At 63.0% G+C, this 17,097-nt stretch carries 17 protein-coding genes; 6 read left to right on the top strand and 11 right to left on the bottom strand.

Annotated elements, in window-relative coordinates:
- The first annotated feature begins 171 nt into the window (after positions 1–171).
- Together C5B90_RS18055 and C5B90_RS18050 are read left to right on the top strand one after the other, a co-directional pair.
- A complete protein-coding gene (locus C5B90_RS18055; RefSeq protein ID WP_115883345.1) occupies positions 172–1,170 on the top strand; it encodes a transcription initiation factor IIB family protein in 999 nt (332 codons plus the stop codon).
- A gap of 89 nt (positions 1,171–1,259) precedes the next feature.
- Positions 1,260–1,439 (top strand): hypothetical protein, encoded by a 180-nt coding sequence (locus C5B90_RS18050; RefSeq protein WP_004976607.1) that lies wholly within the window; start codon positions 1,260–1,262, stop codon positions 1,437–1,439.
- A gap of 58 nt (positions 1,440–1,497) precedes the next feature.
- Here the strand turns inward: C5B90_RS18050 and C5B90_RS18045 are convergent, their stop codons facing one another.
- Positions 1,498–1,905 (bottom strand): translation initiation factor IF-2 subunit beta, encoded by a 408-nt coding sequence (locus tag C5B90_RS18045; protein ID WP_115883344.1) that lies wholly within the window; start codon positions 1,903–1,905, stop codon positions 1,498–1,500.
- A 267-nt stretch (positions 1,906–2,172) separates the two neighbouring features.
- Here C5B90_RS18045 and C5B90_RS18040 point away from each other — a divergent pair, with 267 nt between their 5' ends.
- Complete coding sequence (locus C5B90_RS18040; RefSeq protein ID WP_008093660.1) at positions 2,173–2,409, top strand: UPF0058 family protein; 237 nt, start codon at positions 2,173–2,175, stop codon at positions 2,407–2,409.
- 215 nt (positions 2,410–2,624) lie between these two features.
- Here the strand turns inward: C5B90_RS18040 and C5B90_RS18035 are convergent, their stop codons facing one another.
- From C5B90_RS18035 to malQ, 4 genes are all read right to left on the bottom strand, one after another.
- On the bottom strand, positions 2,625–3,062 hold the full coding sequence (locus C5B90_RS18035; RefSeq protein WP_115883343.1) for a DUF555 domain-containing protein: 438 nt from the start codon (positions 3,060–3,062) through the stop codon (positions 2,625–2,627).
- A 61-nt stretch (positions 3,063–3,123) separates the two neighbouring features.
- The gene (locus C5B90_RS18030) at positions 3,124–4,038 is read right to left on the bottom strand and encodes a DNA-3-methyladenine glycosylase (RefSeq protein ID WP_115883342.1); all 915 of its coding nucleotides are present in this window, start codon (positions 4,036–4,038) and stop codon (positions 3,124–3,126) included.
- A gap of 134 nt (positions 4,039–4,172) precedes the next feature.
- Positions 4,173–5,117, bottom strand: coding sequence for a mechanosensitive ion channel family protein (locus C5B90_RS18025; RefSeq protein WP_115883341.1), 945 nt, complete (start codon positions 5,115–5,117; stop codon positions 4,173–4,175).
- Between the two features lie 63 nt (positions 5,118–5,180).
- Complete coding sequence (malQ, locus tag C5B90_RS18020; RefSeq protein WP_115883340.1) at positions 5,181–6,671, bottom strand: 4-alpha-glucanotransferase; 1,491 nt, start codon at positions 6,669–6,671, stop codon at positions 5,181–5,183.
- A 207-nt stretch (positions 6,672–6,878) separates the two neighbouring features.
- On the opposite strand from malQ, the gene thrS reads away from it, so the two are divergent.
- On the top strand, positions 6,879–8,810 hold the full coding sequence (gene thrS, locus C5B90_RS18015; protein ID WP_115883339.1) for a threonine--tRNA ligase: 1,932 nt from the start codon (positions 6,879–6,881) through the stop codon (positions 8,808–8,810).
- Positions 8,811–8,822: 12 nt separating this feature from the next.
- Here thrS and C5B90_RS18010 read toward each other — a convergent pair whose 3' ends face one another.
- The 3 genes from C5B90_RS18010 to C5B90_RS18000 form a co-directional block, all read right to left on the bottom strand.
- Positions 8,823–10,262, bottom strand: coding sequence for an alpha/beta hydrolase family protein (locus C5B90_RS18010; protein WP_115883338.1), 1,440 nt, complete (start codon positions 10,260–10,262; stop codon positions 8,823–8,825).
- Between the two features lie 407 nt (positions 10,263–10,669).
- The gene (locus C5B90_RS18005) at positions 10,670–11,167 is read right to left on the bottom strand and encodes a pyridoxamine 5'-phosphate oxidase family protein (RefSeq protein WP_115883337.1); all 498 of its coding nucleotides are present in this window, start codon (positions 11,165–11,167) and stop codon (positions 10,670–10,672) included.
- Between the two features lie 43 nt (positions 11,168–11,210).
- Complete coding sequence (locus C5B90_RS18000) at positions 11,211–12,518, bottom strand: MFS transporter (RefSeq protein WP_115883336.1); 1,308 nt, start codon at positions 12,516–12,518, stop codon at positions 11,211–11,213.
- Positions 12,519–12,636: 118 nt separating this feature from the next.
- Here C5B90_RS18000 and C5B90_RS17995 point away from each other — a divergent pair, with 118 nt between their 5' ends.
- On the top strand, positions 12,637–12,888 hold the full coding sequence (locus C5B90_RS17995; RefSeq protein ID WP_115883335.1) for a hypothetical protein: 252 nt from the start codon (positions 12,637–12,639) through the stop codon (positions 12,886–12,888).
- A gap of 2 nt (positions 12,889–12,890) precedes the next feature.
- Here the strand turns inward: C5B90_RS17995 and C5B90_RS17990 are convergent, their stop codons facing one another.
- Positions 12,891–13,121, bottom strand: a complete 231-nt coding sequence (locus C5B90_RS17990) for a hypothetical protein (protein ID WP_115883334.1) — start codon at positions 13,119–13,121, stop codon at positions 12,891–12,893.
- 220 nt (positions 13,122–13,341) lie between these two features.
- On the opposite strand from C5B90_RS17990, the gene C5B90_RS17985 reads away from it, so the two are divergent.
- A complete protein-coding gene (locus C5B90_RS17985; RefSeq protein WP_115883333.1) occupies positions 13,342–14,367 on the top strand; it encodes a site-specific integrase in 1,026 nt (341 codons plus the stop codon).
- Between the two features lie 987 nt (positions 14,368–15,354).
- On the opposite strand, the gene C5B90_RS20425 is transcribed toward C5B90_RS17985, so the two are convergent.
- Both C5B90_RS20425 and C5B90_RS20420 read right to left on the bottom strand, forming a co-directional pair.
- Complete coding sequence (locus C5B90_RS20425; protein WP_148708241.1) at positions 15,355–15,969, bottom strand: hypothetical protein; 615 nt, start codon at positions 15,967–15,969, stop codon at positions 15,355–15,357.
- Between the two features lie 398 nt (positions 15,970–16,367).
- Positions 16,368–16,778 (bottom strand): hypothetical protein, encoded by a 411-nt coding sequence (locus C5B90_RS20420; protein WP_148708240.1) that lies wholly within the window; start codon positions 16,776–16,778, stop codon positions 16,368–16,370.
- Positions 16,779–17,097 lie beyond the last annotated feature (319 nt).

The following is a 17,097-nucleotide window of genomic DNA, read 5'->3' as shown; positions in this document are numbered from 1 at the left end:
GTCGGCTCGATGACGACAAAGCGCCCACATCATGCGATTGACCCGCATGACCTCGGCGAAAAGTTTATATGCTTTTCGGACTTACTGATGGTAAGGCCAGTCCAAGCCGGATTATTCTTTCGTCTTCTGTGGTCTTCCCGGCCGAGACGTATCCGCGCCTTCCACCCCACCATGAGCGACACCACAACCACCCGAACCTACAGTACCGACGCAAAGGCCCGGGACGTCCGTCCCCGCGAGTCCGAGCGAGACGAAAAACAGCAGGACGAAGCGCAGGTGTGCCCGGAGTGTAGCGGCAACCTCGTCACCGACGAGGAACACGGCGAGACGATTTGCGAGGAGTGCGGCCTCGTCGTCGAGGACACCGTAGTCGACCGCGGCCCCGAGTGGCGCGCGTTCGACTCCGCCGAGCGCGACAGCAAGTCCCGCGTCGGCGCGCCGACGACGAAGATGATGCACGACAAGGGGCTGTCGACCAACATCGGCTGGCAGAACAAAGACGCCTACGGCAAGTCCCTCTCGCCGCGCCAGCGCGAGCAGATGCAGCGGCTCCGCACGTGGAACGAGCGGTTCCGCACCCGCGACTCCAAGGAGCGCAACCTCAAGCAGGCGCTCGGCGAAATCGACCGCATGGCCTCGGCCCTCGGTCTCCCGGAGAACGTCCGCGAGACCGCCTCGGTCATCTACCGCCGCGCGCTCAACGACGACCTGCTCCCCGGCCGCTCCATTGAGGGCGTCGCCACCGCGGCGCTGTACGCGTCGGCCCGGATGGCGGGCACTCCCCGTTCGCTCGACGAACTGGAGAAGGTCTCGCGCGTCGATAAGATGGAGCTCACCCGAACGTACCGGTACGTCGTCCGCGAGCTGAAGCTCGAAATCAAGCCCGCCGACCCCGAGCAGTACGTCCCGCGGTTCGCCAGCGAACTCGGCCTCTCCGACGAGGCCGAGCGGCAGGCCCGTCAGCTCCTCCGCGACGCGAAGGAGACGGGTATCCACTCCGGCAAGTCGCCGGTCGGCCTCGCCGCCGCCGCCGTCTACGCCGCGGCCCTCCTCACCAACGAGAAGGTGACCCAAAGCGAGGTCTCGACGGTCGCAGACATCTCCGAAGTCACCATCCGCAACCGCTACAAGGAGCTGCTCGAAGTCCAAGACGGCACGCTGTTCGCGTAAGCGCTCGGTGGGCTCGGTGGCCAGTACTTTTTCTCGGTCGTGCCAGACCGTAACAACATTTATCCGCATCCCCGGAGCATATACGGGGTATGGTTGAAGCGTTCGTCCGGCTCTTGTGCCCCGAATGTGGAAAGGACTGGGAGACGAATCCGACCGACCTCCCCGCTCACCGCGACAACTACTCGTGTCAGGGATGCGGTGCGACGCGGCGCACGGCTGAGTTCATGCGGACGGAGCGCGACCTCCAGACGCTCAAACAGTTCGAGTAGCGAGGAGTGAGAGAGGAACCGCCTCCGGCACGGGGCGGCCTCGCGGGACGTTTGCTTTTTAGATGTCGGGAATCGCCGAGAGCGCGCCGCACGCGTCGCACTTCAACACCTCGGCACCCTGTTCGGTGACGAGTTTCGTGTCCGGCGACCCGCACTCGCTACACAGCACGAACGACTCGACGTACTCGTCGAGCGCGTCGGCGATGCGGCGCTGGCGGAACTCGCCGGTGAAGCGCGCGCGACTTCTGTCGTCGATTTGGGCGCTCGTCCCCAACTCCGTCTGGAAGAACTTCAGGACGTGCGCCGCCTCGCGCGCGAGCCGGTCGTGGGTCGCCGCGAAGTTCTCGTAGACCGTGACGTTCCCCTCCTGGCGGACCGTCGGCTCCGGGACGCTGAAGCGGTCGCCGCCTTCCGCGACGTCCGGCGACTCCGAGAGCGCGCGGTCCAGTTGGTCGTCGTAGTCCATGCGCGACAGTACGCGCACGCCGGGGTAAAATTCTCACGACCCCCGGCGCGCGCGACCGGCGCTCGGCGCGCGCCCTACATAGCTATATAAACTACTCGTGAGATTCGGCCGGCGATTGCTATCGACGGGGCGAAACAACAAACGAATTGAAAACGGTCGAACACGAAATTTCCGCTGAGACCCCCATAATCGGCGGTTTAAGGGAGTCGGATGCTAACGTGACTCAAGATAATACTATATCCCTCCGGTCTCAAGCCGTGGTTGCTCATGAAGAAGCAGGAACTCATCCACCTGCACGGTCTGCTCGCAGAAGTCCACACCCAGATTGAGGCCTGGGAGGACGAGGAAATCAGTCTTGTCGAGTACAACGAACTCGGCGTACGACCGACATCCATCCACAAGTCCAAAACGGACCACAAAGCAGCCGTGTTTAAACTGGCGAAAGGTATCACCGGAGCGATGCACGAGGCCGAACCAGAGCCGCTCGCACCGCAAGCCGACTGAACCGAGAAAAGAAACGCGTTCTCCTCTACGACCCTACACATCCGAGAGCCACCGCGCTGTTCTCTCGCGCGACAACACTCCCGAGCAACCGCCGTGCTGAACCGATGGATGAGTTCCACGCACGGGCAGAAACAGCGATTAAACGAGACTGAGGCGTCGTCACGAGCTTTTGATAGAGCTGAGACGCCCCCTCGGCGACGAGAATAGGTCGTGCTTCAGCGGTCGTCGACGAGGTCGTCGAAGTCGACAAGCGTGTCGTCGTCGGACGCGCCGGTCTCGGCGCGGGTGTCTCCTTCGCCGTCCGTCTCGACTGACTCGTCGTCGACTCGTTCGACCGACAGCACCTTCAGCGGAATATTTTCGAGACGTTGGCCGATCTCCTTGCGGGCGATTCGCGAGGCGTGTTCCTCCTGTTCGACGTTGAAGACGGTCATCTCCAGTTCGAGGGCGACGAGCGCCTCGTCCGCGGCGATGAACGCGGGGGGGAGTTCCTCGCCGCCGGGCGAGGTGCGAGCGCCCATGCTAATCTCGACGTACTTCAGGTCGGGATTGAGCATCTCTCCGGTCTTCGAGATGGCGATGCGAATCGCCTCGTCAACGGTTTCCACGTCGTACACCGGGACCGCGGCCTCGACGACGACTCTGCAGTCCATGGTTACGATGAGGTTGTGTGCCGAAGGCTATCAACCTTCTTGCCACCGCGTCTCGTGGCGCTCACTCCCCGCCTGAGCGGAGGTAGTGAAACACGTACGTCTGGGTGTAGCCGGCGTAGCGACCGCCGAGGCGCTCGCGGATGGCCCGCGAGGTGTCGGCGTAGTTCCCCCGGTCGCAGTCGGGGTAGTGCTCCTCGATGGCCGACCGAATCCACGTGTCGAGCGGGACGGCTTCGAGGTAGTCGAGCGAGAACAGGAGGACGCAGTCCGCGACCTTGTCGCCGACGCCGACGAACGTCGTCAGGAAGTCACGGGCGTCCTCGTAGTCGCGGCCGCGGGCCTCGGCGGGCGTCGCCTCGCCCGTGGCGACCATCTCGGCCGTCCGCCGGACGTAGGGCGCGCGGTAGCCGAGGCTGAGGTCGCGCAGTTCGTCCTCCGTGGCCTCGGCCAGTCGCTCGGGCGTCGGGTACGCGAAGTACGTCTCGCCGTCGAACTCGACGCGCTCGCCGTAGGTCTCTCTGAGCCGCGACTGCATCCCGAAGATGCGCGAGACGCGCATCTGTGCCGAGCAAATAAAGGAGACGAGACAGCCGAACGGCGGGTCGCGGACGAGTCGCATGCCCGGATACGCCTCGTAGGCCCGCCGGACCAGCGGTTCGTCGGGCATCTCCGAGACGATAGAATCGAGGTCGTCGTCGAGGCGGAGCAGGTGGGTGAGAAGCGGGACTGCGTCGAGGTTCGACTCCCACTCCAGCGCGCCGTCGGTCTGGCGGACCCTGACGACGGCGGACTCGTCGGAGACGCCGTCGAGCGGTGGGACGACCGTCTGGTACCACGCGTCGCCGCCGTGGGCCGCGTCGCGCTCGTACATCCGGCCGTCGGGGCGGTCCCAGAGGTACGACTGACCGCTCTCCAGCGTCGATTGGAGGTCGAACGCTCCGTCGAGGCTCGCGAGGTCGATGACACCCGTCTCCATCGCTTCGACGTTGGGCGCGGGGGATTTGCGGGTTTCGATGCCGGCGGACGAGGTGGGTCAGTGACGAATCGGGGTGGCGACGAGCGAGGCGCGCCGCGTCGGGCCGCGTCGGGCCGCGTCGGGTCGCGTCGCGCTCAGCGGTTGCGACTCACCGGGAAGCTAACGCGGTCCGGGTGGTCGCCCAGTCGGTCGAGGATGCGCTCGTACAGCCGGTTTTTGACGCGCTGGGCGCGGGTCGGCGGGACGAGCACGCGGAGACGGAAGACGACCCACGACTCCTCCTGTGCGACGTTGACAGTCGGGCCGTCGGCCACGTCGAGGTCCAGCGGCGACTCGCGGAGTCTGTCTCGGTAGCGCTTCATCGCGGCGTCCATATCGTCGCCGAGCTCCTCGTCCGCCACGTCCAAGAGGAGTTGGCGGACGAACGGGAGGTCCGTCTCGTAGGACACCTGCACCGGCACCTCGGTCCAGACGCGGTCGAACAGCGCGCCGTAGTTGACGACCTCAGAGGAGAGGACGAGCGAGTTCGGGACGGTGACGGTCCGGCCGGACGGCTGGTTCGACGCGAGGGTGCCGCCGGTCTCCCAGAGCGTCGTGACGAGGAAGTCGACCTCGGCCACGTCGCCCGAGACCGAACCGATGTTGACGCGGTCGCCGACCGAGTACGGCCGCTTGACGAGGATGTAGAACCAGCCGATGAAGGAGAGAATCGGCTGTTGGAGCGCGAAGGTGACGGCGAAGCCGATGACGCCGAAGGAGACCAACACGCCGAGCCACTGGTCCGTGAACGCCCCGAGGACGCCGACCAGCGCGACGCCGCCGAGGGTGAGTCGGAGGACGTTCCGAACGTCGTGGGCCCGGCGGCGGTCGGCGATGCGCCCGACGAAGAACGCGGCGAGAAACCGATAGACGCCGTAGGCGACGAGCGCGACCGCGGCGGCAGACAGCCCCTTCGAGAGGAGCAGGTCGGCGTTGGGGACGGCGAACTCCGAGAGGGGGGTCGTCGCGCGGACGAGCGCCGAGAGGACCGCGGCGAGAAGCCCGGCGGCGAACGCGCCGAGGCCGAGGCGGCGAGACATACCGTTGCCGTCGGGTGGGCGACTGAAAAAGGTGTAGTCGAACCGAGGCGAGGGTCGGCGGCCTCAGTTGCGGATGTGGAGGTCCGTGAGGTTCGCGAGGCGGTCGGCGACGCCGTCGTCGAGGCCCTCGCGGGTGACGCGCCACTCCCAGTTACCGGTCTGCGTGCCGGGGGTGTTGAAGCGGGCGTCGGAGCCGAGGCCGAGGAGGTCTTGGGTCGTCGTGAACGCGAGGACGGACGCGGAGTTCCAGACGGCGTCGATGATAGACCAGTGAATCTCCGAGCCGTCCGCGCCGATGTTGTAGTGGAGGCAGTCGCGGGTGCGGTCGTCGAGGTCGCGGTAGTAGCCGACGAACGTGTCGGTGTCGTGGGTCGAGGTGTAGGCGACGGAGTTCTCCGGGTAGTGCATCGGCTGGTACATGTCGCCCTCGCTGCACCAGTCGGCGTACTGCGGGACGCGCATGCCGGGGAAGGCGAACCGGTCGCGGAGGTCGACGAGCGAGGCGTCGAGGAAGCCGAGGTCCTCGACGATGAAGGGGAGGTCGCCCAGTTCGCGCTCGACCGTCTCGAAGAAGTCGTGGCCGGGCGCGTCGCGCCACTCGCCGTCGCCGGGGTCGTCGGAGTCGGCGTCGATGGCCCAGAACTCGTCGAAGCCTTTGAAGTGGTCGATGCGGGTCACGTCCACGAGGTCGAACAGGCGACGGAGGCGGTCGAGCCACCAGCCGTAGCCGTCCTCGCGGAGCGTCTCCCAGTCGTACAGCGGGTTGCCCCAGCGCTGGCCGGAGTCGTTCGGGTTCGGCGGGACGCCGGCGACGACGGCGGGTTCGTTCGACTCGGTGAGGTCGAACGCCTCGGGGGCGGCCCACACGTCGGCGCTGTCGAGCGCGACGTAGATGGGGAGGTCGCCGACGAGGGTGACGCCCTTCTCGTCGGCGTAGTCGGCGAGGGCGCGCCACTGTTCGTCGAAGCAGAACTGGACGAACTCGCGGTAGCGAATCTCGTCGGCGCGCGCCTCGCGGGCGTCGGCGAGCGCGTCGGGGTCGCGGGTCTTCAACTCGGTCGGCCAGTCTATCCACGCCCGCTGGAACTCGTCTTTCAGGGCGGCGAACAGCGCGTAGTCGTCGAGCCAGCCGGCCTCGCGCTCGCGGAAGGCGTCGAAGGCGGCGCGGTCGTCCTCGGTGGCCTCGGCCTCGAAGCGGTCGAAGGCGGTGCGAAGCCGCGAGCGCTTGTACTCGCCGACGCGCTCGTAGTCGACCGCGTGGGGGTCGAAGTCGGGGACGGGTTCAAGGTCGTCGTCGGTGAGCCAGCCGCGAGCGACGAGGTCGGTGAGGTCGATGAGAAGCGGATTACCGGCGAACGAGGAGGTCGATTGGTACGGCGAGTTCGCCATGGCCGGCTCCGTCGGCCCGAGGGGGCAGAACTGCCACATCGACTGTTCGGCGTCGGCGAGGAAGTCCACGAAGGCGCGCGCGCCGTCGCCGAGGTCGCCGATGCCGTGAGGCCCCGGGACCGAGGTGACGTGCATGAACACCCCGCTCTGTCGAGAAAGTCGCATACCCACAGGGTCCGCGTGCGACCCAATTGGTACTTTGGGTCGAAACAGCGGGCAGACGAAGAGACCGCGAGCGCGGGGACAGAGTCCGGCTCACCCCGCCGACGCCGTCACAGTTGTGCTAGCAAATCGCACGAAACCGGCCGCGAGCGGGCGTCACTCGCGCTCGTCTCAACAACACTTATTCTCCCCCGTCCGTTCCGTGCGCGTATGAGTGATATCGCTGTCATCCTCCCCGACGGGACGGAACTCTCCGTCGAGGAGGGTGCGACGGTGCGAGACGCCGCGTTCGCAATCGGCCCCGGCCTCGGCAAGGACACCGTCGCCGGCGTCGTCGATGGCGAACTCGTGGACAAGGAGACGCCGCTCCACGACGGCGCGGACCTCGTCATCGTCACCGACCAGTCCGACGAGTATCTGGACGTGCTCCGCCACTCGGCGGCCCACGTCTTCGCGCAGGCCCTCCAGCGGCTCCACCCCGAGGCCAAGCTGACCATCGGCCCGTGGACGGACGACGGCTTCTACTACGACGTGACGAGCGTCGACCTCGAACAGGAGGACCTCGAAGCCATCGAAGACGAGATGCGCGACATCATCGAGGAGGACCTCGACATCGAGCGCGTCCTCGTCGACCGCGAGGAGGCCCTCGAAAAGTACGCCGACAACCCCTACAAGCGCGACATCCTCGAAGAGGAGGCCGCCGGCGACGACGAGCTTTCGTTCTACCAGCAGGGCGAGTTCGAGGACCTCTGTAAGGGGCCGCACGTCGAATCGACGGGCGAAATCGGCGCGGTCAAGCTCCTGAACATCTCCGCGGCCTACTGGCGCGGCGACGAGGAGAACGACACGCTGACGCGGGTGTACGGGACGGCGTTCGAGTCCGAGTCCGACCTCGAAGAGTTCCTCGACATGCGCGAGGAGGCCAAAGAGCGCGACCACCGGAAGCTCGGACAGGAGCTGAACCTGTTCGCCATCGACGAGACGACGGGACCGGGCCTGCCGCTGTACCAGCCCAACGGCAAGCGCATCCTCGACGAACTCGCGGACTACGCGAAACAGCTCAACCTCGACGCGGGTTACGACCCCGTCGAGACGCCCCACCTGTTCCGGACGGAACTGTGGAAGAAGTCGGGCCACTACGAGAACTACGTGGACGACATGTTCCTCCTCGACGTGAACGACGAGGAGTACGGCCTGAAGCCGATGAACTGCCCCGGTCACGCGACCATCTTCGACCAGCAGTCGTGGTCCTACCGCGACCTGCCGGTGCGCTACTTCGAGGACGGGAAGGTCTACCGGAAAGAGCAGCGCGGCGAGCTGTCGGGCCTCTCGCGCGTCTGGTCCTTTACCATCGACGACGGCCACCTGTTCGTCCGCCCCGACCAGATTGAGGACGAAATCAACCTCATCATCGACAACATCCTGTCGGTGTTCGACACGTTCGGACTGGACGCCGAAGTCGCGCTCGCCACGCGCCCCGAGAAATCCGTCGGCAGCGACGAAATCTGGGAGCAGGCGGAGACGCAACTCCGCGCGGTGCTCGACGACAGCGGCATCGACTACGGCATCGAGGCCGGCGACGGCGCGTTCTACGGGCCGAAAATCGACTTCGCGTTCAAGGACGCCCTCGGTCGCAAGTGGGACGGCCCGACGGTCCAACTCGACTTCAACATGCCCGACCGCTTCGACCTCACCTACACGGGCGAGGACAACGAGGACCACCAGCCGGTGATGATTCACCGCGCGCTCTACGGCAGCTACGAGCGCTTCTTCATGGTCCTCATCGAGCACTTCAACGGTAAGTTCCCGTTCTGGCTCGCGCCCGAGCAGGTCCGCATCCTGCCCATCTCGGACGACCAGATGGGCTACGCGAAGAAGCTCCAGTACGAACTCGGCGACTTCCGCGTCGACATCGAGGACCGCTCGTGGACGCTCGGCCGGAAGATTCGCGAGGCCCAGACCGACCGCGTCCCGTACATGGTCATCGTCGGCGGCGACGAGGAAGAAGACGGAACCATCTCCGTCCGCGACCGCAAGGAGCGCGAGGCCAAGGACGTGAGCGTCGAGGCGTTCCGCGACCACCTCCAGAGCGAATACGACGAAAAGCGCCCCGAGCCCGACTTCCTCGCCGACGAGGAGTGAGGGCCCCAGCAGTCAGGCAGTAACTGATTCTCTGTTCCGGCGGTTCCGCGCCGCCGCGTCCAACTCTCGCCGGACCGTCGTCCGGAACGACTCGTCTCTGATGAGGTTCGCGAGCACGCCGAAATGTCCGCAGTCCCACTCGCGGCGGTTCGGCCGCGGAACGCCCCACTCGTCGAGGAGCGCGCGGGCCGTGGACGCGGGAGCCATCTCGTCACGAGTCCCGACGAACGGGAAGACGCGTTCGGGCGCGAGACACGGGTCTTTCGGCGGGTTCAACAGCGGTGCGAACTCGTGGAGCGCCTCGCCGGTCCAACCGGCCGCGTCGAGCGCGTCGTCGATATCGAGCAGTTTCGTGAGGCCGCCAGCGAGGAGCGTCTGGTCGACAGCGCCGGGCATCCCCGCGGGGAACAGCAGGTCGGGGCGCATGGACTCCGGCCAGTCGCCGCACCGACCGCCGACGTGGAGCGCGACGGTGCCGCCGAGGCTGACGCCGCCGACGCCGACGACCGGCGCGCCCTCTGTCCGCGCCCAGTCGATGAGGACGGCGGTCTCCAGCGCGGCCGCCGAGTAGAGCGTGAACAGGCCGACGGGCGCGCGGGCGATGTAGGGTTCGCCGCTGTACCGACCGAGTAGCTCGCGGCGGCCGTGCCACGGTGCGTCGGGGAGGATGACCCGGTAGCCCTCGGGGGCGAGCGCGCGGGCGACGTACTCCTCTTCGGGCCAGTAGGTGAGTTGGTCGTCGAACATCCCCCACCCGGAGTGGAAGACGAGCGTCGGCAGGTCGTCGGCGGCGTCGACGGGTTCGTACACCCGCGCAGTCGCCCGGTCGCTGAGGTGCGGCGAGGGCGACCGGAAGCGAAGCAGGTACTCGACGGTTCCCGGACCACGGACGGTCGCGGAGCGCTCGACCCGGGGGAACTCCTCGGCCGCGCTCGACTCGGCGAAGCCGTACAGCCGCTCCGGTTCGGCGAGTTCGTGGTGCCAGCGAGTCCGCGCGTCCTCGGGCGAAGGAATCTCGAACTTCACCGGCGGCACGAGGTGTTCCTTCGAGAGGAACCCGAAGATATCGGTGGGTTTAGCCCGCCGTTCCGACACTTCTCGGCGCTCGCGCTCGACGGCGACGCGCTCGTCGGGGGTGGACTCGTTGTCCCCCCAGAAGACGCTGTCCCAGCGCTCCATCGTCTCGTCGTACGCGCCGCGGAGGCGGGCGTACTGCGCGAGGGCGCGCTCGATTCGGTCGTGGAGGTGCGGCGCGGGTGGTGCGCCGACCTCGCGGAGGAACGCTTCCGGGCCCTCCGAGAGCGCGACGTCGGCCGCGGCGCGAGCGCGGACGACACCGAACTCGCGGGGAAGCGAGCGAGTCTTGAACGCCTCGAACGGGCGCGAGGTCAACAATCGGCCGGCGGGCGAGGTGAGCAACCGGTGTACCGCCGGGGTTTCGAGGTGGTCCATGCCGTGTGATACGAGTGACAGGATAATGACCCTAGGCCCGCGTGTCAGAGCGTGAGAACGGTCGGAGCCGCGGGGCGGCTACTGACGTGCCGGCGACCGCGAGACCGGCAGAGAGTCTGAACGCGTATCCCGCCGGCGCGAACGCGAGAAGCGCGAGGCACGGGTCTCAGATGGGAGCGTAGCCGAGGTTGTCAGCGACGGTGCTCCGAAGCGACATGAAGCGTCGTTCGGCCGCCGAAGGCCAATAATTTGTGGCCACCGGTTCGGAGAGCAGAACCAGCCACTCGTCGTCGTAAATCAGATACTGCGATACGAAATGCCGTTCCGCGAGGACCGAGTCGTGCGATTGGAAACGGAAGACAGTCGAGTGAGTAGCAGGGAGGGGCGAAACAGAGACGGGGCGACGCTCAGGCCGAGTTGAACCGCCACCGCGTCGCGTCGGCGGGAAAGCCGGACCACGCCAGCACGCGCTCGGGTCGAATCCGAAACACCGGCGTCCCGTGACGAATCCCGTACTTCGCCTCGTAGGCGTCGTCAATGCGGGCGAGGGTGGCCTCGTCGGCGGTTTTCTCGTCCAGTCGCTCGGCGACGCCTTCGAGGATGACCACGTCGGTCCCGCTTTCGGTGTGGACCACGAGACGAGGGTCGAGCGCGAGGTTCCTGACCCATCTGGTCCGCTCGCCGCCGCCGCAGTAGAACGCGCCGTCGACCCAGACGCCCCAGACCGGGCGGGCGTGCGGTCGGCCGTCGGGCCGGGTCGTCGTGACCCAGAACACCTCGTCGTCGGCGAACGCGGTTTCGACGACGCGCCACTCCAGAAGTCCGTCGTCCGACTCGGGAATGCCGTAACTCGCTTCGGTCTCCGGGCGGTCGCGAGTCGTCGCGGGCGGCGCGTCGTCAGGCATGAGAGAAAGAGTGGCCGCGAGAGATTAAGCGCGAAGTCCTGCCCTACCACGTCGTGAGCGCGTCGGTTCCGTGGGACCACGTCAGGGCCGCGAGGAAGGCGAGGACGCCGGTGATGGCCGACGCACCGCCGACGAAGAACACCCACTCCATGCCGACTTCGGCCATGAGGTAGCCGCCGAGAAGGGGCGCGACGACGCTGCCGGGCCGCCAGAGGAGTTCGCGGATGCCGAAGCTACTGGCGACGCCCGCGCCGCCGGAGCCCTCGTCGGCGAACAGCGCCATGCTGGCCGGTTCGCGGAGGCTGTCGGCGACGCCGAGCAGACCAGCGAGACCGACGAGCGGGAGGAAGGCGGGCGAAAGCGGACCGAGGAAGGGAAACGCCGCGGGGAGCGCGAGCGCCTCGCCGACCGCGGGCGAGAAGGGAACGGCGAGCGCGATGAGACCGTAGAGGCCGCCGCCGACAAAGACGAACCGCGCCCGGCCGTACGCGTCGGAGATTCGGCCGGTGTAGGGTTGACAGAGCATGTTGGTGAACTTCTCGGCGACGACGGTCGCGGCGACGGCGATGCCGCCGTATTCGAGGCCACCGGAGGCCGCCGACACGCCGGCGTAGATGGGAACCCACGTCCGGACGAGGGTGACGGCGACGGCGTACTGGACGCGGAACGTCGCCATCGTCAGAATGCGCTCGTTGAGCGCGAGGTCCGTGAACGGAAAACCGTGGACGCGGGTCTCGTCCGGGGGGAGAAACACCCAGATGGCGACGACGGCGATAGTGAGGAGAATCGTGATGACGATGAAGATGGGCGTGAAGCCGAACAGGTCGTAGAGGATACCGGCGCTGATGCTCCCGAGGATTGAGGCCGCGAAGCGGGCGGCGTTCGCCTTTCCGATATGGTTCGCGCGCGTCCCCTCGCGGGCGAGTTCGCCGACGAGCGCGAGCGACATCAGCCCCGCGCCGGTGACGGCGACGCCCTGCGCGGCCCGCACGAGAATAAACGAGAGACTGGAGTCGACGAGCGGGAACGCGGCGTAGACGACTGCACCGAGGCCCACCGTCCCCGCGAGCACGAGACGTTTGTCGTAGCGGTCGCCGGCCCACGACAAGGGCACGACGGCGACGGTCTGAGCGAGCGTGAAGCCGGTGGTGAACATCCCGATGACGAACCCGCGAGAGAGGGAGAAGCCACCGAGCGCGAGTCCACCGAGCGCGAGTTCGGGGACGACGACCGCACCCGGGTCGAGTTCGTTAATGTACTTCGGGAGGAGCGTGACGAGCGTGATGAACCCGAAACCGCCGGCGAACCGAGTGAGATACAGCGTCCAGAATCTGAGACGGGTGCGGTCCATGGGCTGTGTGCGGCCAACCGGCGAAAAGAAGTTCCGGAACCGGCCGTCGCCGAAGCGACCTAAAGCCCCGTCCGATAGCGGCGGTTACCTTTATCCTTCACGATGAGTGACATCTACTATGGAACTGGTGGGTGGAGAGATGGCGGCGAGGGGTGTTGAGACACGCCTCATCAGAGTAGAGCGAGAGATGAACGACCACGGGGCGATGACCGTCCGCGTGGTCGAGACCGGAGAGTTGCGCACCGTGGTGGCGTGTGCGACTTCTGACCTGCGGGAGCGACTCGCCTCGGCGACGAGCGGGTCGGAGTTCCCCCTTCGACTCGCGGCGTCGCCCGGCCGCGGGAACTCGTGGGTCGCACTCGGTCGGTGAAATCAGGAGTCGAACAGGAGTTTCGCGCCGACCGCGAGGCTGCCGAAGAGCGCCACGAGCACCGCGCCAGCGACGACGTCGGCCCCGAACAGCACGCCGAAATCCGGGGTGAGAACGGCGACGAACCGGTCGGGGTCGAAGTGCTCCCCGACGCCCATGGCCAGTCCGAAGACGACGGCGACGAGAAGCGTGATGAAGACGAGGACCAGTTCGGTCCTGTCGCTCTGGTTCATACTCGGTAGCGTTCGGAGCAGGGTATAAAACACCCGGCGGTGACGAGCGGGTCGGCAATCCGACACGAACGGCCGAGACGGAGTCTCGACTACCGGAGTAAGTCTGCGATGAAGGAAGTGGGCCGGACGCGATTTGAACAACCTCTCGCGCCGGATATGCTTCGCATAGGCGCTCGATGGAACAGAGGCTCGCCGGGAGTGCTGAGCATGAGGCCCAATCATGCGACAACAACAGGAACTCAAACCCATCGAGCCGGGAGAAGCGAAAGAATGGTATCTCGAAAACCGACGCGGTGAGATTGCCGACGCGACGTATCAAGCACACAAGTACCGCCTTTCGCCGTTCGTTGAATGGTGCGACGGAGAAGGCATAGACAACCTGAATCACGTCAGCGGTCGGCACTTCCACAAGTACAAGAAATGGCGTCGTGAGAAAGGCGACTGCAAGAAGGTCACAATGGCGACGCAACTGAGTACCCTCAAGGTGTTCATCAAGTTCTGCGAGTCCATTGACGCCGTCCAACAGGGAATGTCGGAATACATCGACCCACCGACGATGAAGAACAAAGAAGACGTGAATGACGACTTCGTTGACGCCGAAACTGCCGAGACAATCCTCCGGTACAATCGGAAGTACAACTACTCTCACAGAGGCCACGTCATCTTTGAACTGCTCTGGCACACGGGGATGCGGAACGGCGCACTCCGTTCTCTCGATGTAGGCGACTTCCACCCTGACGACCGCGCTCTCGAAGTCCAGCATCGACCAGACGAAGATACGCCGTTGAAGAACGGGAAGGAAGGAGAGCGAGTGGTTTCGCTCAAACCGAAGGTAAACGAGATAGTACAAGACTATGTCGAACATCATCGAATCCCGAAGGAAGACGAATACGGACGTGAACCACTCCTAACGACTCGTCAAGGTCGAATCTCGAAGGGTGCAATCCGAAGTGCGTGCTACCGAGCAACCCGACCGTGCAAATACGGGCTTGGGTGTCCACACGACCGCGACCCCGAGACTTGTGACGCCGCAAACTCCTATCACGCCGCATCGAAGTGTCCATCCTCTCACGCCTCCCACTCGCTTCGCAAGGGAGCGATTACCCACGCCCGACGAATGGACATACCCATTGACGCCGTATCTGAACGCATGGACGTGAGTGCTGACGTGCTGAAGAAGCACTACGACAAACGGACGAAGAAGCAAGAGATGGAAACGCGACGGGGCTACTTCGACAATATCTAAGGAAGGTTTCCACTCAGCGATTCTTCTTCTCTTCTGAATTGTGTGGGTCAGCGCATCGAGGCGTGGGGAAGAGACAACCGACTCGATGCATCGGAACACATAGTTAGAACATTGACCGGCGTGGGTGAGCGCGTATTTGGTAACTCCGTCTGCGAAATTTTCTGTGTTGAGTCAGGGTTTCACCGGTTAGACTCGAAATTTACCAGAAGAGTCTGACGAGAGATATACATCTTGTTATTCGTTAGACATAATATTGTCAGGAGAGTGTTATTGTTATGGGTTATCTCCGTCATGCTGTTTGGTACATTGGGGAGAGTGGCGCAGTGACTATCGTTGGTCTTGTGTTCTCCCTGATGTTGCAGTTGAGAGTATCGTTCGACCTTTGGCCTTTCATACTGATAGTGGTCTCAATCATCAACATCTTCATCTTATTCCGCCGGTTCAACTTGCTGTTAGGCGACTACATCGAGCGAAATTCGTACAAATTCACCAGATGAGTGGGAACTCCCACTCTACTGTGAAAATCACAGTGAGAGTGTGTTCACTACTCGCCTGAAGCCGTCAAATTCGCCAACATTAGAGGCCGGGAAACTGACAGCATGGGAGGTCAATCACAGTATCAACATTCGTACCGCTCCAAACTGTTCGAGGCATTGAGCGGCGTTGAACTGTGTTCTCTGCGTAGTCAAATTCATCGAGGCAGTTAGACCGAATAGACTCATCGAGACAACGCCTCAATGCTTAGAAATCTTCACGTTGTCGGTCGGCTCGTACACTCGCCGGGAACCGACCCTCGATGCATTCAACCACTCCCGTTACATCGTTGAGAATTTCTTGAATATACATTTCTGTGTTAGAAACACCTCAATGCAGTAGAATACAAGAGAAAATACAGAGGAAGTTATCTTATTCCCGTAACCGCCTCACTAATACTACTGTGCATCCGTTTATATAGGGGGTGGTGTGTGGTACTTCTCGAATGTTAAATCAAGCCCAATCAGGACTGTGAGAAGGGTGATTCTGAATATCCGAGTGTGAGCGGACAAATGGCTTCCACTCATCTTTACTTCGGGTCGGGGGATTCCCCTGTTCGAGTTTGCCCCACACTTTCTGGATGTAATTCTTCGTTGTTCGACCGTCCGACTCGATGAGTTGAGACTCTACCCGTGCAAAGGGAGAAGAGTTGTTTTCGGGATTACGTGCGGGATGGTATGGCGATTTGTCTCCGTAACGCTTCGCTTCTTTCTTCAGTATCAACCCACAGATGCAGAACGCGACCACATCCGAACGCATACCGAACTTCCACAGGTTCAGGCGAAAAAACCGGTTAAGTGCCATTCGTCGTTGAACGGAGTTCAGACATAGTTGACCAGCCAACGCGAGGAGAGATTCACGCTTGAACTGGTTGTCATAGTCTTTCGACACATCGATTTCGTCTCGGTATTTCCAGTAGCAGTCGCGGTTGTGGTCATCAAGCCGTTTATAGAACGTCCGCTCGCCTTTCTTTGCCTCTCTCCACTTGATTTCGGTTCGGTTCCCAATTTCAAGCGTTCTCTTTCGTGCCTTCTGCTCGTCTTCTTCAGATGGCCCTTCTTCGTTCAACGCTCGCCAGTCAACGAAAGAGGAAGGCGTAGCAGTCGTTGGCTGTACTCCAGTCTCACCAGTAGTAGTAGTAGTAGTAGTTGTAGCCGACATAGTAATCAGATGTTCCGCCTCCTCGATGCAGTGAACCGTAGCCGAGGCTATCTGGTTAAGGTTCGCGGAAGAAGTCCTCACTATTAGAGACGTTGTTTAGCGACAAATAGATTCCGATATTCGATAGACAGCGTTGAGATTTCTGAGAACGAATACAAAAGATAGAGCATAGCCTTGGGTGGTCATACCCCCGGAGTTGCGATACCAGATGAGGTTTCTAAATTCTCATTCCATCTCAAACTTGCGTCGTTGACTCTGTTTAATTCCTCATAAAATGACAAGAGCGGCGTGACACAGACAGAGGGTTAGTCTTGCACTGCATATTCAACGACTACCACTTGATTTTGATACTCGATGTACCAGCCAGAACGGTAGTTCGAAGATTTACTGTCGTAATACGGGAGTTTTTCGAGTTGGTCGATTGCCCTGTCCGCTTCTCTCCCGCTTATTTCAACGGTCGCAATCTCTCCGTCTCGCTCAGTCGCCCGCCGTACTACGGATTGTATCGCCTCCACGTCCGCAATCCGGTCATCAGATGCTGTGACAACTGTCGCGTCTGGAGGACGAGTGGTCACTTCCATGCCGTTGAGGTGGCCTGTCGTTGTTTGCACGCACCCAGACAATAGCGGCACTATTCCCGAAATTAGAGAAATCATGGTTCGTCGGGAAATTAAGTTGATTTTCTGTGTTGCATATTGTTGGCTGGAGACCGTCATAGAGTATAGTGGATAACCCCAATGATATGTTTTCTGCCGAACACATTGTGCGCTGGGCGAGTCTGAAAGATATGCGCTCTGTATTCAGCACGGCCTCAAAAAACTATCAGCGACCATATATTTCAACAGAGCCACGTCGGTGTAGTTCGTCACACCTGAACCGTGGTTACACTCTCAGATAGTCCACAGCCGAATGTGCGCGAGTCTATGTGCTGATACCGTCGAACTACTTCGACTATTGGCTAATCGCAAGACTGCGTTGAGTCGCGTTAGTCTCGTGTTGAACTAACACCGGAATTTCGGGTGTTCCAGAAGGTTC

The organism is Haloferax sp. Atlit-12N (genome assembly GCF_003383095.1).
Lineage (GTDB): Archaea > Halobacteriota > Halobacteria > Halobacteriales > Haloferacaceae > Haloferax.
This window is presented reverse-complemented; position numbering and strand designations above follow the sequence as displayed.